Here is a 16550-nt window from a genome sequence, read left to right as displayed (position 1 = left end):
AACGTGTTCTCCGAAGCTCGCAGAGCGAAGGATGAATCGTCAATCAAGTACGCCCCAGGCCCCCGAAGGCGCATCGATGCGCGGAGATTGAAGATCGCCGAACATTCGAGCTCTGGCCTTTCGCCCCCCAGCATCCTATACGACACCTGTTCCAGACCTGTTTTCAACGGTTCATGGCAGGATACCCCGCTCCGTTAAATACCGGTCCATTCTCCTCGCACAAGCAGCCTCAAACCCACACCAGCCCCAACGGGGCGACGGACTCAGCCCAGGGCGCAGCGCAGCAAGCCCTGGGTTCAAGTCGCCTTCCCCTCTTTCTCAAGGTCGCGCTCTGAAGGAGCGCGGGAAATGCTCCGCAGCCTCCCTGCCAAAACTCACAGCACCCCGCCGCCCATAAACAGCCGCAGCGCAGCCACCAGGGCCACGGCGACGTTGATCGTCAGACCGATTTTACGCTGGCAGAAGGAGCCGAAAATGATGCCCACCACGCACCCAGCCAGCACGGCCCATTGCAGCCAGCCCAGCAGAGGGATGAGCCCCGGAACGAGCAGCGCCGCGCACACCAAACCGATGAGAACAGAGATAATTTGCATAACAGGCTCAATGATCCCCACCCGCCCCCAAACACAACTGGAATTCTCCCCCGGCATTGTAAGCCGCGCCTTGCATTCATCCGCGGACGCGGTACTCTCCCCGCCTCGCAAAATGATCCGGAGAGGTGGCTGAGTGGTTGAAGGCACCTGACTCGAAATCAGACGTAGTGTAACAACTACCGTGGGTTCGAATCCCACCCTCTCCGCCATTTTTTTGCCGCAAGGCGGCAAAAAAATGCCCTCCGTAGCTCGAAGAGCGAAGGACGGGCCACCGCTCCCTTTCCGGTCGCAAACTATCCATACTTGCTTTGAGCGCCTCATGTCGTTCAAAATTGCAAACATGTACTACGTCTACCTCCTCCGTAGCCAGTCCGCGCCCAGGCAAACCTACACCGGCTTCACCGAAGACCTCCGCCAGCGCCTCGCCGAATACAACTCCGGCAAATCTCCTCACACCAGCCACTTCACCCCCTGGCTCCTCGAAACCTACCTCGCCTTCTCTGATCGCTCCCAGGCCCAGGCCTTCGAACGCTACCTCAAAACCGCCTCCGGAACAGCATTCGCGAACAAACGACTGCGTAATTCTTCATCTCCCCCAGGCGGCAGAAAATGCCCTCCGTAGCTCGAAGAGCGAAGGAAGGGCCACCGCTCCCTTTCTGGCCACAAATCATCCAGATCTCTTCCGAACGGCCGCCACCTCAGTTCCACGCAATGAGAACGGCACCCGAAACAATCGGTCCCTGGAAGCCGAAAATGAAGCCCCACTATTTTGCAGCGACGTCCAGAAGAACAATAAGGATATGGCCCGGCCATAGGGTGCGGCCACCACCTCCCGCGCAATTGGCTACATCCGTCCGCCCCTGCTCCTGCGAAAAAACGGGACTATGAACTTCATGGCCACGATTTTGAGCGAGCAGTTGAAGCAGCAGCAGGAGGGCATTGCCGAGGCCATCGCCCAGCCCCTCTGGCAGAAGGCCGCCTCCTTCGCAGCCCATGTGCACGCTTCTGAAGTTCCGAAGGGTGAAACCCCTCCTTCCCTGGCCCAGGCCACCCGCGTCGCTCTCACCATCGCCTCCGTGTATCATTGCCCGGAGCCGCCGGTCCTCGCCACCGCCCTGCTGCACAATGTCATGAAAAAATCCGAAGTCTCCTTTGATGAGCTTTGCGATGAATTCGGCTGCCAGATCGCCATGCGCGTTCAGCGTTTGAGCAGCGCTGAGGAAGTGGACACCGATGTGCACCTCAGGCGCCTGCATTCCTGCGACTGGCAGACCCGCCTCATCAAACTGGCCGATGCAGCCGACACCCTGGATCACGACGAGGAAAAACTGGAGGACCGCATCATGCGCACCACCCAAGTCCTTGAGCTGGCCTTCGGTGAAGAAGAGCCCGTCCTGCGCGCCCAGCGCCACCTCACCGAGCTCCTGGAAAACGTGCGCCTGAACTCCGCCGGCTGATCGATACCACGACTGCTTGGAGCCGGGTCTGTATCTCGGCCGACGATTGAAGCGCGCACAACAAGGCAGGCATCCACCTCTTGAAGGGAAGGCCAGCGGCCTTCCGTATCAAAGCGAAGGGATGCCGAGCCTCAGCGAGGCTTCCCTGGTACCCATTTCACCAGTCCGGAAAGCAAACCGGGCATTCCGCCACACCTGGCGTCCACCACAAGCCTGCCCTTCGTAGCACGAAGTGCGAAGAACGGGGCGTCTTTCATACGCTCCGCCACACGCCCGGGGCTTCGCAGCTCCAACCTAGTCGGGCAAGGCCGCGCGGTCCGTCAGTTCCGCGCCCCCTCGCCACCCGTGCGCATCTTTGACGCCGCACCCAGCCGCTCATCCAGCCACGCATACGTCTTGGCCAGCATCTCCTGTCTCACCAGCCTGTCGTTCAGCATGTCATGCGCCGCCTTCGGATTGGGGTGCCACCACAGCTCCGTGTCCCGTGCCTGAAACATCTCCCGCACGCGCTCCGGACTGCGTTTGCACATCGGGATCGTCGTGTCGCTCCGGCCATACTGCAGCAGCACCGGCGTGGCCGTCTTTCCCGGCACATCTCTCGCTTCCTTCCCCACTGCAAGACACGCCCCCACATAGCGGAAGCTCATGCCGCCGCACAGCCGGTCGCTGGACCGCTCCCACGCCGCTTCATCCTCCGGATTGGATACAATGTTCCGGTGCATCAGCTCAAACACCGCAGGTCCCGTCACCCGTGCCAGATTCAAGGTCATGACCTGCACGGTCGTGGCCGCCGCCCGCGCCCCAAACCACCGTGGATACGCCAGCACAAAGGCCGGCGCATACAGCACCAGCGCATCAGGAGCAGCCGCCGCCGCACTCTCACCGGCCCTCTCGGCTGCCGCCAGCGCCACCATGCCTCCCAGGCTGTGGCCCATGTACGCCACCGGCAGCTTTCGCCCGCCCCGCGCCTGGGCCGCAAATTCATTCACGTCCTCCACCCAGCGCCTCCACCGGTGGTAGTTCCCGCGCTCGCGCGCATCCAGGTCCTTCCCCTGCCCGCGCAGATCCGGCGAGTACATCTCATACCCTCGTGCTGCCACGTACCGCCCCAGCCGCGTCCAGTCCACCGAAGCCTCATCCATGCCCGGAATCGCGATCACAATGCCCTTCCGCGTCATGCCCTTCGGCGGCAGCCAGCGGCAGTACGGCAGCACCGCCTTGTCCGAAGCCTGCCACTTGAAAACGGGTTCATCATACAGCGGCGGCCCTTCGCCCATCTTCTTCTGAAACCTCCCGCCCCCTGTCAGGCACGAAGAAACCAGCAGCGGGAGCAGCAGCACCCACGCACGCCGCAGGCAGCGCCCCCCATCACGCATCTTCCCCTTCAGCATCGGCATCGGCGTCGCCTCCATAACGGGCAAAAAAAGAATCTTGTGTGCGGATCTTCGCGGGCCTGGGCTCGAAGCATCGGCGGGGCTCTCTATCCCCTGCGCTTGCCCGGCTCACCGCCCCTTCGCACCGAAAGACTCCGGCGTATCGGCAAAAAACTCACCCACATCCCCATCCGGCATCCCGTGGTTGCGGATGCCTTCCAGCCTCCGCCGGCTGCCGCGCTCACTGCCTGGCCGGTTCGCCGTGCGCTGCACCACTTCGGTGATCACCGGCGCCGCGATCGCCGCGCTCGCCGCCAGCAGCGTCAGGGCCACCATGTTCGAAGACCCGCGCCGCATCCCCCGGCCAAACAAGATGCCCAGGGCGCAGCCCGCTGCCGCTGGGGCGATCAGTGACGCATACGTTTCGTATCCTGGGGCGGGGGTGTGGTCTTGCATGCATCATCATAACCGCTCCGCGAGAATCACCAAAGAGGAATTTGCCCGCATCCGGCTTTCCGGCTAAGGGAGGGGCTGTCCACAAAAAACACCGCCCCATGACCTCTGCCGAATCCAAAAAACGTTATGCCCTCATTCTCGCCGGGGGCAGCGGCCAGCGCTTCTGGCCCATCAGCCGTGATGCCCAGCCCAAGCAGCTCCTGAAACTCTTTGGTGACAAAACCCTCCTCGAGCTCACCATCGACCGTCTTGAAGGCTTCGTCCCCAAGGAAAACATCCTCATCCTCACCAACAAGCAGCAGGAGGCCTCCGTGCGCGCCCTCATCAAGGATCTCCCCGCCGAAAACATCGTCGCCGAGCCCGAGAAGCGCGACACCGCTCCCGCCATCGCCCTCGCCGTTGGCTGGGTCGTCGCCCGTGACCCCACCGCCACCATGATCGTGCTCCCCGCGGACCACCTCATCCAGAACCATGCCGAGTTCCAGCGCGTGCTCTCCAACGCCGCCCTCGCCGCGGAAAACAGCGGCAGCCTCGTCACCGTGGGCATCACCCCCACCTGGCCATGCCCCAGCTACGGTTACGTCGAGCGCGGCCGCCGCGCCAGCATCGGCGGGCTCAATGACCTGCCCGTCTGGGAAGTCGCGCGCTTCCGTGAGAAGCCCAATCCCGATCTCGCCGAGCACTTCATCAGCCAGGGAAATTTCCTCTGGAACGCCGGCATGTTCATCTGGACCATCCCCGCCATTTTTAGCGAGCTCAGCCGCCACTGCCCCGTGCTGGCGGATTTCGTCTCCGAGCTCCGCGGCTCCAAGGATTTCAACGCCACCGTCGAAAAACAGTTCGGCAAGCTGCCCAAGCTCTCCATCGACTACGCCCTCATGGAGCACGCCTCCCGCGTACTCAACATCGAGTCCACCTTCGACTGGGACGATGTGGGGAACTGGACCAGCGTGGGCCGCTACCTCAAGACCGATGAGCAGGGCAACCAGCACAACTGCGCCCTCTCCCAGCTCGACACCCTCAACAACATCGTCTTCACCCAGACCGGCCAGCACGTCGCCCTCATCGGTGTTCAGGATCTCATCGTCGTCGCCTCCAAGGACGGCCTCCTCGTTGCCACCCGCAGCAAGGCCGAGAACATCAAGAAAATCGTGGACAGCCTTCCCACCGAGCTGCGCTGATCCAGCTCCAGCTCCAGCTCCAGCTCCGGCTCTGGCTCTGGCTCTGGTATCCAGCATCTAGCATCCAGCATCCAGCATCCAGCATCCAGCATCCAGCATCCAGCATCCAGCATCCAGCATCCAGCATCCAGCATCCAGCATCCAGCATCCAGCATCCAGCATCCAGCATCCAGCATCCAGCATCCAGCATCCAGCATCTAGAAACCAGCATCCAGCCATGCCCCGCATCCTCGCCATCGATCACGGCACCGTCCGCATCGGTCTCGCCCTCAGCGACGAGACCGAGATCGTGGCCAGCCCTTTCAAGACCATCGATGCCAACCACGAACCGGAGCGCACCATCGCCCGGTTCGTGCGGGAGAAGCACATCGGCAGAATCGTCATCGGCATGCCCTTCCGCATGAGCGGGGAGCGCGGCAGCGCCGCCGAGCGTGTGGAAAAATTCGCCACCAGCCTCGGCAAGGAGCTGCGCCATTCCATCCCCATCGAGTTCGTGGATGAACGCCTCTCCTCCGTCGAAGCCGAGGCCTCCATGTCCCGCGCCGGCATCACCGGCAAAAAGGAGCGCAACGAGATCGTCGATCAGCTCGCCGCCGTCGTCATCCTCCAGGAATATTTGAACCAGCAGCGCGGCCCCGCCGGCTTCCTGCTCCCCGACGAGTCATACGAACTCTCTTGGACCGATGAGCAGAAGCGACGTCGAAAGTAAGGCCGGCAAGCACCACGGCCCCGAGCCGGGGTTCAAACGCCTCCGCTTCACCGTCGCCTACTGCGGCACCCCATGGCGCGGCTGGCAGAGCCAGGAAGGCGGCGGCGGCGTGCAGGATGAAATCAACACCGCCATTCGCAAAGCCACCCGCATTCACACCCATGTCCAGGGCAGCGGCCGCACCGACGCCGGCGTCCACGCCCTCGCCCAAACCGCCCACGTGGACGTCCCCGAGACCGTCCGCATGACCGGCGAGGCCTGGGCCCACGCCCTCAACGCCTGCCTCCCCCTCACCATCCGCATCCTCTCTGTGGAAGAATGCCCGCCCCTCTTCCACGCCCGCTTTGACGCCATCGGCAAAACCTACCGCTACCGCATTTGGCGCCCCCGCATGCTCTCACCCTTCGAAGCCGACCGCGCCTGGCACGTCTATGGCCCTCTCGATCTCGATGCCGTGCGCTGGTGCTGCGAAAAACTCATCGGCACCCACAACTTCGTCCGCCTCTCCGCCAATCGCGGCGACATGCCCGAAACCGAACGCCGCCAGCGCACCGAAAAAACCACCCGCACCATCCACCGCGCCGAAATGCGCGAAACCGGCGACATGATTGAGCTCGAATTCTCCGGCGACGGCTTTCTCTACAAAATGGTCCGCCTCATCGTCGGCAGCCTCATGCACGTCGCCCGCGGCCGCGAACCCAGGGAATGGTTCGCCTCCCTCCTCACCGACCCCGCCGCCCCCCAAAGCAACCAGACCGCCCCCGCCTGCGGCCTCTATCTGGTCGGAGTGGACTATCCCGACGAAGCACCCTGATCCCCCTCCCTCCCTGCTTCGAAAACAGCCCGTCTTTCTATACCATAAAATAGCTCTAAATACCACTTCTCATCCTCCATTCATCCCGCCTCCTCCCGGTCATCTCCACCCCTCCCCGGGAATAAAATTCACCCCGCCTTGTAATTTATCTTTCCTCCCCCTGCGGCTCTTTCATAAGCTGCTGCCCGGTCACTCCGCAGCCACCACCCTCCCTTCCGCACATGAAACGCAGCAACATCATCATCCTCACGCTCGCTGGCGTCGGTCTGGGCGTCACCGGGTACAATCGCCTGACCGAAGCCGAGCCCGTGAATGTTCACGACACTCCCATCCTTCCCCCGGAGTCTCTCAGCCCGGAGATGCGCGCCAGCCTGCCTCCCTTTGTCGCCGGTGAGGATGTCTCCAGCCAGATCCCGCCCCACAACGCCTACGATCCCCAGCTCGGCTATTACCATCAGCCCTGCTCCGCCTGGTTCCCCTATCCTTACGATCATTACGATCAGCGCTGGGGCTACTACCGCTGCGGCACCTGGTCGCGTTATCACAGCACCGAGGCCTACGCGTCCTCCTCCTCATACTATCGCCCCGGCCTCGTTGGCATGGGTCTGGGCATGGCGCTCGGCGCCGCCTCCACTCCCCGCACCCCTGCGCCGCCCGGCAGCGACTACACCCGCCAGCCCACGGGCGCGCCCGTCCATGTCGGCGTGCCTCAGAGCCAGGCCAGCGCGACTCGTTCCGCCTTCACCAGCCGCGGCGGCTTCGGCCGCACCGGCTCTTTCTCCGGCTTCTCCTCCGGCTCCTGATCCCCTCCGTGCAGCGCATCACCGAAAGACCGCGTGCCGACTGGCAGGCCCAGGTGGAGTCCCTCGGCCTCACCTTCCACACCATCGACGGCCAGCTCTACTGGGACGAGTCCGCCCACTATCGCTTCAGCAGCCGCGAGATTGAAAAACTCGAGCAGGCCACCGCCGAGCTCCAGCGCATGAGCATCGCCGCCGCCGAGCGCGCCATCCGCGACAACTGGCGCGACCGCCTCGCCATCTCTCCCGAGGCCTGGAAGGAAGTCATCCTGTCCTGGGAGCGCGACGACCTCTCCCTCTACGGCCGCTTTGACCTCATGTGGGACGGCTCCGGCCATCCCAAACTCCTCGAGTACAACGCCGACACCCCCACCGGCCTTCTGGAGGCCGCCGTCGTGCAGTGGCAGTGGCTCCAGCAGACCCGCCCTCACGGTGATCAGTTCAATTCCATCCATGAGCAGCTCCTCGCCTCCTGGCCTGCATGGCCCGCGCGGCAGATCCATTTCTGCGCCCAGCGCGAAACCGAGGAAGACTGGCGCACCCTCCTCTACCTCATCGACACCTGCCGCCAGTCCGGCAAAAGCACCATCGATCTCGCCGTCGAAGATCTCGGCTGGAACGACCGCATGCAGAGCTTCGTCGATCACGAAGACCGCCCCATCGACCTCCTCTTCAAGCTCTACCCCTGGGAATGGATGTGGCTGGAGGACTTCTCCGTCCACCTCCCCGGCAGATGCCAGCGCTTCTTCGAGCCCGTCTGGAAAATGCTCTGGAGCAACAAAGCCTTCCTCGCCCTCCTCTGGGAGATGTTTGAAGGCCACCCCAATCTCCTCCGCACCTCCTTCACGCCCGATGGCATGCCCGCCCACGTGGAAAAACCTTATTTCAGCCGCGAAGGCACCAATGTGCGCATGATCCGCGATGGCGCTCTCCTCGCCAGCACGGACGGCCCCTGGAGCCGCCAGCCCAAAGTCTATCAGCAGCTCCACCCCGAGGTCAGCTTCTCCGGCCACCACCCCGTCATCGGCTCCTGGATCATCGGCGGCGAACCCGCCGGCATCGGCATCCGCGAAGACACCTCCCTCATCACCTCCAACACCAGCCGCTTCGTTCCGCATTGGTTCTGAACCGTCGCAGCGCCACGGCACATTCATCCAGCTGACACTCTGCCTTCGCCTGGGTCCGCCACTTCAAAAATCAAAAACCGATTGCTCATCAATCGTCAATCGCGCACGCCCAAGGCGCGCAGAGCCCGAAAATTGCCGCTCTGTACTTCGCCGTGTTGAACGGAAAACAAATCGTCAATCGTTCTCTCTACACCTGTCGACAGCATCAGGGCTTACGCATGAACAGTGCCCAAATATCTGGTTGTCGTGGAGCGCCGCGTCCTTTCGGTCGTCTCTGTCCTTTTTGTCTTTTCGAAGTAGCCTTCGCCTTCGCTGCCCCTTCACGCGCAAGCCCTGCGACAACATCTCTCAGCCCCAAAGGGGCGGCCTATCGCAGCCCTGGGCAGAGCGAGCCTCGGCGAGCGCCGCCCAGGGTTTTCCGCCAACAAATCCGGAAGCAAACCCAGCGCTTCTCAGGCACACAGCGAGCACAGCAGCGTATGCAAAACGCTCCGCCACACGCCTGCCGCCATCGCTCTCTCAACTCTCCCTCATCCCCCTCACACCCAAGGCTCCCCAAACAACCGTTCAGCCACCGTCAACCACTGTCAACTCCCCCTCCTCCCCCATTCGTCATTCTGATTTCGTCATTTGAAACTCCAGCCTCCCTGAACGATGTCTCGCGCCCCCTTTCCCCATGCCCCACGAAGCCCAAATCGCCCGCCGTCGCTCCTTCGCGATCATTTCGCATCCCGACGCCGGTAAAACGACGCTCACCGAAAAGCTCCTGCTCTACGGCGGCGCCGTCGCGCTCGCAGGCTCCGTCACCGCGCGCAAAAACCAGCGCGCCACCACCTCTGACTGGATGGAGCTGGAAAAGCAGCGCGGCATTTCCGTCAGCTCCACCGTCCTCCAGTTTGAGTACAAGGACAGCGTCGTAAACCTCCTCGACACCCCCGGTCACAAAGACTTCTCCGAAGACACCTACCGCGTGCTCACCGCCGTCGATGCCGCCATCATGGTCGTCGATGCCGGTAAGGGTATCGAGGCCCAGACCCGCAAGCTCTTTGAAGTATGCCGCCGTCGCGGCGTCCCCATCTTCACCTTCATGAACAAGCTCGACCGCCCCGCGCGCGAGCCATTGACCCTTCTCGACGAACTCGAAACCGTCCTCGGCATCGGCGCCTGCGCCATCAACTGGCCCCTCGGCCTCGGCCAGCAGTTCCGCGGCGTTTACGACCGCCGCAAAAACGACGTCCACCTTTTCGAGCGCACCGTCCACGGCGCCTACCGCGCCCCCGAAAAAGTCGGCGGACTCGATGACGACTTCGTCGCCAAGCACACCGTCCCCGAAGCCCTCGAACAGGCCAAGATGGAGCTCGAAATGCTCGACGGCGCAGGCCATGCCTACGATCGCACCAAGATCGATCGCGGCGAGCTCACCCCCGTCTTCTTCGGCAGCGCCAGCAACAACTTCGGCGTACAGATGCTCCTCGACGGCTTCCTAGAACTCGCCCCGCCACCCGAGCCACGCATGGCCGCCGATGGCCGCGTCATCGAGCCCACCGACGAAGGATTCTCCGGCTTCGTCTTCAAAATCCAGGCCAACATGGACCCCCGCCACCGCGACCGCATGAGCTTCGTCCGCATCGTCAGCGGCAAGTTCGAACGCGACATGCAGGTCACCCACACCCGCACCGGCAAACTCGTCCGCCTCGCCAACTCCCAAAAACTCTTCGCCCAGGATCGCGAGACCGTAAACGAAGCCTACGCAGGCGACGTCGTCGGCATCGTCGGCAATCACGGCTTCGGCATCGGCGACACCCTCGCCGCCGATCCCAAGCTCAAGTTCGACGAAATCCCCCGCTTCGCCCCCGAAGTCTTCGCCTACCTGCACAACCCCAGCACCGCGCATTACAAACGCTTCCGCGACGGCCTTGAGCAGCTCCTCAGCGAAGGCGTCGTACAGCAGTTTATCCAGCCCCACGCCGGCCAGCGCGTCCCCCTCCTCGGCGCCGTCGGCCCCCTCCAGTTTGAAGTCGTGCAGTTCCGTCTCGAAAGCGAATACAACGCCCAGAGCCGCCTCGAAAACGCCCCTTACACCGTCCTCCGCTGGGTCCGCACCAAAGACGGCGGCGCCATCGAAGACTTCGACATCCCCAGCGGCGTCGCCACCGCCCAGGACAGCGCCGACCGCTGGGTCGTCTTCTTCTCCGACCAGTGGGCCATCAACTACTTCGAACGCCGCAACCCCAACGCCGAACTCTCCACCATTCCGTGGGATGAAGTGGATAAAGCCAAGGAATCGCAAAGTTAATTCCCCCACAAAAGTCACGCGATCTAGCCCAGCTTCATTCGTGATAATTCGCGGATATTCGTGCTCATTCGCGTTGTGAACTCTGGTCGTTCCGACGAACGAGGGCATTCACCCGATCACGGCACGGTATTGCTGTTCTTTGATCCCGGAGGGATCACAGAAGGTAGCCAGGGATAAGCTCGCGTAGCGAGCGCCATCCCTGGAAAGAGGAGTCTCCGCCGGGAAGCAAACCCATCGCTCTCTTGGTACGTCGCGCTCACCAGCAGCGTCTCCACGCCATCCCGCCACGAACACGAAGCGCCCTATGGCTGACAAATCCCAGTCTTAGGCTATTGTCATCCCATGACCCCCTCGAAACTCAAATCCAGTCCAGACCGCACCTGGACTTGGGAGCAGTGGCAGGCCGGCCGCGCCGAGCGCCGCCGGATTGGGAATCTCGTGGCTCCGAAAAACATCCGCCGCGAAAAAAGCGAAGGCGACGAATACCTCCGTGAAACCTACGGCGGCGAACGCGGCCCTCCCTTCAACAAGCCCTTTGATCCTTCCGCCGACGAGAAGTGAAAAGGAAGCAGCGGTCAAAACAACGCTTTTGTGTCGCACAGTATTGGCCCCACCGTCCCCTCCCTCAGCAAACGGTCATCATCTTTCTCCAGTCTGCTCCGCAACACATCAGCCCTGAAGGGGCTGCGTAATAGAGCCCAGGGTTGCCGAGCCTTGGCGAGGCTACCCTGGGTTACGATCCGCAATTCCGGGAAGCAAAGCCAGCGCTCCGCTACGCCCACCGCCCACCAGCAGCGTCTGCAATAAGCTCCGCCGCGCCAGCCCCGCGATCAGACACCGCTCTTACTTCCACCTTCCTATCCGACTGCGCCAAAGCTCATGACGGCCGCGCCTCCCATTCGGCACCATACAGCCCTTCAACAAGCCCTTTGATCCTTCCGCAGACGAGAAGTAACGGTGGGTTCGCATGAACCCCAAAACCGTCGTCATCACCGGCTGCACCCGCGGACTCGGCCGCGCCATGGCCCCCCTCTTCATCAAAGCCGGCTGGAACGTCATCGGCTGCGGCCGCAACACCGCCCAGATCGCCGAACTCTCCCGCGCGTTCCCATCTCCCCACCTCTTCCAAACCTGCGACGTCTCCAGCGAATCCGACATCGCCGCCTTCTGCGCCTCCATCCTCCAGCACTCCGGCGCACCCGACCTCGTCCTCAACAACGCCGCCATCATCACCCCCAACGCTCCCCTCTGGGAAACCAGCGCCGAGGACTTCAGCCGCATCATCGACATCAATATCAAAGGTCCCGCCGCCATGATGCGCCACCTCCTTCCCGCCATGCTCAAGCGCGGCAGCGGCGTCATCGTCAATTTCTCCTCCGGCTGGGGCCGCTGCACCGCCTCAGACGTCGCCCCCTACTGCGCCACCAAATACGCCATCGAAGGCCTCTCCATGGCCACTGCCCAGGACACCGGCGGCAAAGTCGCCATCATCCCCATGAACCCCGGCATCATCGACACCGACATGCTCCGCAGCACCTTCGGCTCCACCGCCGGCGACTTCCCCAATGCCGAAGCCTGGGCAAAACGCGCCGTCCCCTACTTCATCAAACTCACCCCCAAAGACAACGGCAAGCCCCTCACCGCCCCCGGCGGCTAAACACCCACCCAATCTTCCTCCTCTTCCTCTTACTCCTCCTCCCTCAAAGTCTGGAGCACCAAAGAGCTCCCTCATCACCGCAGGCCCACCACGAGAACTCTCCAGTCCTGCACACCTCCTCTCAATGAATCCAGCGCCGTATTGTAGTACCGGCTTTAGCCGGAATCCGGCCCCTCTCCTCCCCCCTCCGGCCTCCGCATATCCACAGCATTCCGCAGTTCAAAAACCATCTCATCCCTCCGCCTCTGAAATTTTTTTACCCCTAATTTTTTTACCCTCAATTTTCGCTCCGCCACCACCCACCGCCCCACTACCTTTCTCTGCGGTCTTCTAATCTCTGCGCTGCAAATCTCCGGCCATTCCCTTGCTCCTTCATTCCTTTGCCAAAAACCAGCGCGCTCTTCCCCAAATCCCTTCCGGCATCCGTGCCGGTCGTGCAATCCGTGGTTCAAATCTCCGGCCATTCCCTTGCTCCTTCATTCCTTTGCCAAAAACCAACGCGCTCTTCCCCAAATCCCTTCCGGCATCCGTGCTGGTCGTGCAATCCGTGGTTCAAATCTCCGGCCTCTCTGCGTTTTCCGAATCTCCGCTGTGCATCCCTCGATCCAGCTCTCATCAAACCTCTGCGGTCTTCTAATCTGCGGTGTAAAAATCAGTTCTCCCACGCCTCACCCCCATGCGCCTCCTCATCACCGCCGGCCCCACTCGCGAGCCCATCGACCCGGTGCGCTTCCTCTCGAACCGCTCCTCCGGCCGCATGGGCTACGCCCTCGCCACAGCCGCCCACGCCGCCGGTCACGAAGTCCTCCTCATCTCCGGCCCCGTCACCCTCTCTCCACCCTCCGGCGTCCAGCTCATCCGCGTCGAAACCGCCCGCGAAATGTTCGATGCCGTCCGCACCCACCTCCCCGGCTGCTCCGCCGCCATCTTCAGCGCCGCCGTCGCCGACTACCGCCCCGCTCAGGCCGCCACCCAAAAGATCAAAAAGTCCGCCACCACCCTCACACTCGAACTCGAGCGCACCGAAGACATCCTCGGCTCCGTCCGCTCCACCTTCGGCTTCACCGGCTTCCTCGTCGGCTTCGCCGCAGAAACCGAAAACCTCATCCCCCACGCCCAGGCCAAGCTCCAGCGCAAAGGCTGCGACCTCATCGTCGCCAACGACGTATCCCAATCCGGCATCGGGTTTGACAGGACAGAAAACGAAGTCACCCTCTGCCTCCCCGGCGGTCACACGATTCCCCTCCCCAGGCAGTCGAAAACCTCCATCGCGGATGAATTGATCCAGTTCATTTCATCCCGCGTCTAGCTTGCCCTTCATAGCTCTCCAGTCCTCCGTCATGTCCTCCGTAGCTCGTAGAGCGAAGGAGGAAGCTTTAGCGAAGGATGGATAGCGAAGAATCGGCATCCAGCATCCAGCATCCAGCATCTAGCCCCCAGTGAAAGAACTCCTCGCCATCGCCACCGAATCCGCCCACGCCGCCGGCAAACTCATCACCGAAAACTTCGGCTCCGAACTCACGGTCAACGAAATGCAGCGCCACGACATCAAGCTCGAACTCGACGTCCGCAGCCAGAAGCTCATCACCGACATGATCCTCGCCCGCTTCCCCGACCACGCCATCCTCGGCGAGGAAGGCGGCGAAACCGGCGGCAACGGCGATGTCGAGTGGATCGTCGATCCCATCGACGGCACCGTAAACTACTTCTTCGGCATCCCCCACTTCTGCGTCTCCATCGCCGCCCGCAAACGCGAATCCAAAGAGCTCCTCATCGGCGTCATCTTCGACCCCATGCAGAGAGAAACCGTCGTCACCGTCGGCTTCTCCAAGAGCAAGGAAGCCCTCGACCTCGGCTTCGAGCGCTACAAGCGCATCGCCTACGAAGTCCGCAAAACCCGCATGCTCGGCAGCGCCGCCCTCGCCATGGCCTACATCGCCACCGGCCGCCTCGATGCCTACGTCGAAGAACAGATCAGCCTCTGGGACATCGCCGCCGGCCAGCTCATGGTCGAAATGGGCGGCGGCAAAGTCATGCTCAAGCCCAGCACCACCAAGCCCGGCACCATGTTCATCTGCGCCTCCAACGGCAAGCTCCCCATCGAAGAATACCTCTAAAACGGAGCGCTGATTTTAAGCGACCCGGATTAATGACGAAACCAGAATGAGGAATGTCGAAATAATGTCGAATGCCAAAGCTCGAAGAACACTTCATTCCCACGGTTCAGCGAGTTCCCTTTTCATCGTTCGAGCTTCGTCATTGATTCGTCATTCCTCATTCTGATTTCGTCATTCGACCTGCCATCCCCGCCCTGATCACAGCAACCTGCATTCAATCAGCGCCCTTAGCACCGCCCATGTCCGCTCCCCCCTCCCCCCGCGAAGTCATCCTCGAAGCCCGCGAGCTCACCCGTGAGTTCGATGGCGTCAAGGCGCTCGACCGCTTCAGCTTCCAGCTCCATCGCGGCGAGGTCCTCGGCCTCCTCGGTGCCAATGGTGCCGGCAAGACCACCGCCATGAACTGCCTCCTCGGCCTCACCCTGCCGACCTCCGGCGAGCTCAATGCCTTCGGCGTCCCACTCCACGCCAACCGCATCAGCATCCTCCAGCGTTCCAATTTCTCCTCCGCCTACACCGCCCTTCCCGGCAATCTCCTCGTCTGGCAAAACCTCAGCGTCTTCGCCCGCATCTACGGCGTGCCGAATCCGAAAAAGAAAATCGCCGAGCTCATGGAGCTCCTCGAAATCTCGCACCTCAGCAAACGCGTCACCGGCCAGCTCTCCGCCGGCGAATCCACCCGCGTCAATCTCGTCAAAGCCTTCCTCAATGACCCCGAGCTCCTAATGCTCGACGAACCCACCGCCAGCCTCGACCCCGACATCGCCGACAAAGTCCGCAAAGTCATCCGCAAGGTCCAGCGCGAGCGCCACATCGCCATCCTCTACACCTCCCACAACATGCGCGACATCGAGGAAGTCTGCGACCGCGTCATCTTCCTCCACAAAGGCAAGATCGTCTGCGAAGGCACCCCCTCCGACATCGTCGCCCAGTCCAGCAGCGACAACCTCGAAGACGTCTTCATCAAAATCGCCCGCGACGGCGAAATCCTCGACGAACCCAAGAAAGAAGAATCTGCCTCATGAATCTCCGCATCATCAGCGCCCTCGTCATGCGCTACCTCTTCCTCTACTCCCGCACCCCCATGCGCCTTGTGGAGCTCATCAAATTCGGCGAGTTCATCCTCTTCTTCCTCGGCGCCATGATCCTTTGGGACATCCTCTTCCGCGCCCAGCAGGGAGTCGCCATCTCATTCCTCGAAGACGTCTGGACCCGCAATCTCCTCAATGTCTTCGTCGCCCCCGTGCGCACTGCCGAATACCTCGGCGCCACCTTCGTCGTCGGCTTCCTGCGCATTCTCGTGACGTGCTGCGTCATGAGCCTCATCTCCTACATCGGTTACTCCTTCAATATCTTCCAGCTCCAGTGGTGGCTCATCCCCTTCTTCCTCAATCTCATGGTCTTCGGCTGGGCGCTCGGCATGATCTCCACCGCGCTCATCCTGCGCTGGGGCCAGGCCGCCGAATCCCTCGCCTGGGCCGTCCCCTTCTTCATCCAGCCCGTCGTCTGCGTCTTTTACCCCGTTGAAAACATGCCCGCCTGGGCCCAGCCCATCGCCTGGCTCTTCCCCGCCACCCCCATCTTCGAAGGCATGCGCTCCGTGATGAAAACCGGCGTCCTCAACTGGGACCACCTCTGGCTCGCCGCCGGCCTCAATCTCATCTACCTCACCCTCGCCGGCTGGCTCTTCGTCTGGGTCCTCAATCTCACCCGCAAACGCGGCCTCCTCACCAAGTTCGCCACGCAGTAAGCGCAAAAAAGTGATGCGGGCACTCCTGCCCGCACCAGCACTTTCGCACTGCCCAAGGCCACCCGCGCGGCCCATCAAAGTAGCCTTGTTGCTGTGCAACAAGGAAGCGCCCTCTCTACACCCAGCGCCAGCAAACCTTCACGGGCTTTCCCCTCCAGCCCCAAAGGGGCGGCCTATCGCAGCCCAGGGCAAAGCGAGCCTCAGCGAGCGCCGCCCTGGG

The 16550-nt window shown here is 62.2% G+C and carries 17 protein-coding genes and 1 tRNA gene; 15 read left to right on the top strand and 3 right to left on the bottom strand.

All coding sequences use genetic code 11. From position 1 onward, the window contains the following. Nucleotides 1-374: 374 nt before the first annotated feature. Entirely contained in the window at nucleotides 375-593 is a 219-nt protein-coding gene (locus ACILSQ_RS24570; RefSeq protein ID WP_395746324.1) for a hypothetical protein, read from the bottom strand. Nucleotides 594-712: 119 nt separating this feature from the next. Here ACILSQ_RS24570 and ACILSQ_RS24565 point away from each other — a divergent pair. The 3 genes from ACILSQ_RS24565 (at nucleotide 713) to ACILSQ_RS24555 (ending at nucleotide 2050) form a co-directional block, all read left to right on the top strand. After that, nucleotides 713-802: transfer RNA gene (locus tag ACILSQ_RS24565), tRNA-Ser, on the top strand. 110 nt (nucleotides 803-912) lie between these two features. Then, a complete protein-coding gene (locus tag ACILSQ_RS24560) occupies nucleotides 913-1215 on the top strand; it encodes a GIY-YIG nuclease family protein (RefSeq protein WP_395746323.1) in 303 nt (100 codons plus the stop codon). A 271-nt stretch (nucleotides 1216-1486) separates the two neighbouring features. After that, nucleotides 1487-2050 carry a hypothetical protein gene (locus ACILSQ_RS24555; protein WP_395746322.1) on the top strand — a complete coding sequence of 188 codons (564 nt, stop codon included), beginning with the start codon at nucleotides 1487-1489 and terminating at the stop codon, nucleotides 2048-2050. Nucleotides 2051-2370: 320 nt separating this feature from the next. Here the strand turns inward: ACILSQ_RS24555 and ACILSQ_RS24550 are convergent, their stop codons facing one another. Further along, a complete protein-coding gene (locus tag ACILSQ_RS24550) occupies nucleotides 2371-3462 on the bottom strand; it encodes an alpha/beta hydrolase (RefSeq protein WP_395746321.1) in 1092 nt (363 codons plus the stop codon). Nucleotides 3463-3552: 90 nt separating this feature from the next. Next, nucleotides 3553-3879, bottom strand: a complete 327-nt coding sequence (locus ACILSQ_RS24545) for a hypothetical protein (RefSeq protein WP_395746320.1) — start codon at nucleotides 3877-3879, stop codon at nucleotides 3553-3555. A gap of 98 nt (nucleotides 3880-3977) precedes the next feature. Here ACILSQ_RS24545 and ACILSQ_RS24540 point away from each other — a divergent pair, with 98 nt between their 5' ends. The 12 genes from ACILSQ_RS24540 to ACILSQ_RS24485 all read left to right on the top strand — a co-directional run bounded on the left by ACILSQ_RS24540 (nucleotide 3978) and on the right by ACILSQ_RS24485 (nucleotide 16330). Beyond that, complete coding sequence (locus tag ACILSQ_RS24540; protein ID WP_395746319.1) at nucleotides 3978-5060, top strand: mannose-1-phosphate guanylyltransferase; 1083 nt, start codon at nucleotides 3978-3980, stop codon at nucleotides 5058-5060. A gap of 217 nt (nucleotides 5061-5277) precedes the next feature. Next, the gene (gene ruvX, locus ACILSQ_RS24535) at nucleotides 5278-5769 is read left to right on the top strand and encodes a Holliday junction resolvase RuvX (RefSeq protein ID WP_395746318.1); all 492 of its coding nucleotides are present in this window, start codon (nucleotides 5278-5280) and stop codon (nucleotides 5767-5769) included. Further along, nucleotides 5744-6583, top strand: a complete 840-nt coding sequence (gene truA / locus ACILSQ_RS24530) for a tRNA pseudouridine(38-40) synthase TruA (protein ID WP_395746317.1) — start codon at nucleotides 5744-5746, stop codon at nucleotides 6581-6583. The genes ruvX and truA overlap by 26 nt, the downstream gene beginning before the upstream one ends. 221 nt (nucleotides 6584-6804) lie before the next feature. Next, a complete protein-coding gene (locus ACILSQ_RS24525) occupies nucleotides 6805-7386 on the top strand; it encodes a hypothetical protein (protein ID WP_395746316.1) in 582 nt (193 codons plus the stop codon). 8 nt (nucleotides 7387-7394) lie between these two features. Further along, nucleotides 7395-8510, top strand: a complete 1116-nt coding sequence (locus ACILSQ_RS24520) for a glutathionylspermidine synthase family protein (protein ID WP_395746315.1) — start codon at nucleotides 7395-7397, stop codon at nucleotides 8508-8510. A 676-nt stretch (nucleotides 8511-9186) separates the two neighbouring features. Continuing rightward, complete coding sequence (locus ACILSQ_RS24515) at nucleotides 9187-10806, top strand: peptide chain release factor 3 (RefSeq protein ID WP_395746314.1); 1620 nt, start codon at nucleotides 9187-9189, stop codon at nucleotides 10804-10806. A gap of 342 nt (nucleotides 10807-11148) precedes the next feature. Continuing rightward, nucleotides 11149-11367, top strand: coding sequence for a hypothetical protein (locus ACILSQ_RS24510; protein WP_395746313.1), 219 nt, complete (start codon nucleotides 11149-11151; stop codon nucleotides 11365-11367). 406 nt (nucleotides 11368-11773) lie between these two features. After that, on the top strand, nucleotides 11774-12463 hold the full coding sequence (locus tag ACILSQ_RS24505) for an SDR family oxidoreductase (protein WP_395746312.1): 690 nt from the start codon (nucleotides 11774-11776) through the stop codon (nucleotides 12461-12463). 676 nt (nucleotides 12464-13139) lie between these two features. Further along, a complete protein-coding gene (locus ACILSQ_RS24500; protein WP_395746311.1) occupies nucleotides 13140-13772 on the top strand; it encodes a phosphopantothenoylcysteine decarboxylase in 633 nt (210 codons plus the stop codon). A gap of 130 nt (nucleotides 13773-13902) precedes the next feature. Then, a complete protein-coding gene (locus tag ACILSQ_RS24495) occupies nucleotides 13903-14580 on the top strand; it encodes an inositol monophosphatase family protein (RefSeq protein ID WP_395746310.1) in 678 nt (225 codons plus the stop codon). Nucleotides 14581-14819: 239 nt separating this feature from the next. Then, entirely contained in the window at nucleotides 14820-15605 is a 786-nt protein-coding gene (locus ACILSQ_RS24490; protein ID WP_395746309.1) for an ABC transporter ATP-binding protein, read from the top strand. Continuing rightward, a complete protein-coding gene (locus tag ACILSQ_RS24485; protein WP_395746308.1) occupies nucleotides 15602-16330 on the top strand; it encodes an ABC transporter permease in 729 nt (242 codons plus the stop codon). The genes ACILSQ_RS24490 and ACILSQ_RS24485 overlap by 4 nt, the downstream gene beginning before the upstream one ends. Nucleotides 16331-16550 lie beyond the last annotated feature (220 nt).

It is taken from the genome of Prosthecobacter sp. (genome assembly GCF_044227185.1).
GTDB lineage: Bacteria > Verrucomicrobiota > Verrucomicrobiia > Verrucomicrobiales > Verrucomicrobiaceae > Prosthecobacter.
The sequence above is the reverse complement of the archived record's forward strand: the minus strand, read 5'-3'. Positions and strand labels throughout refer to the sequence as shown.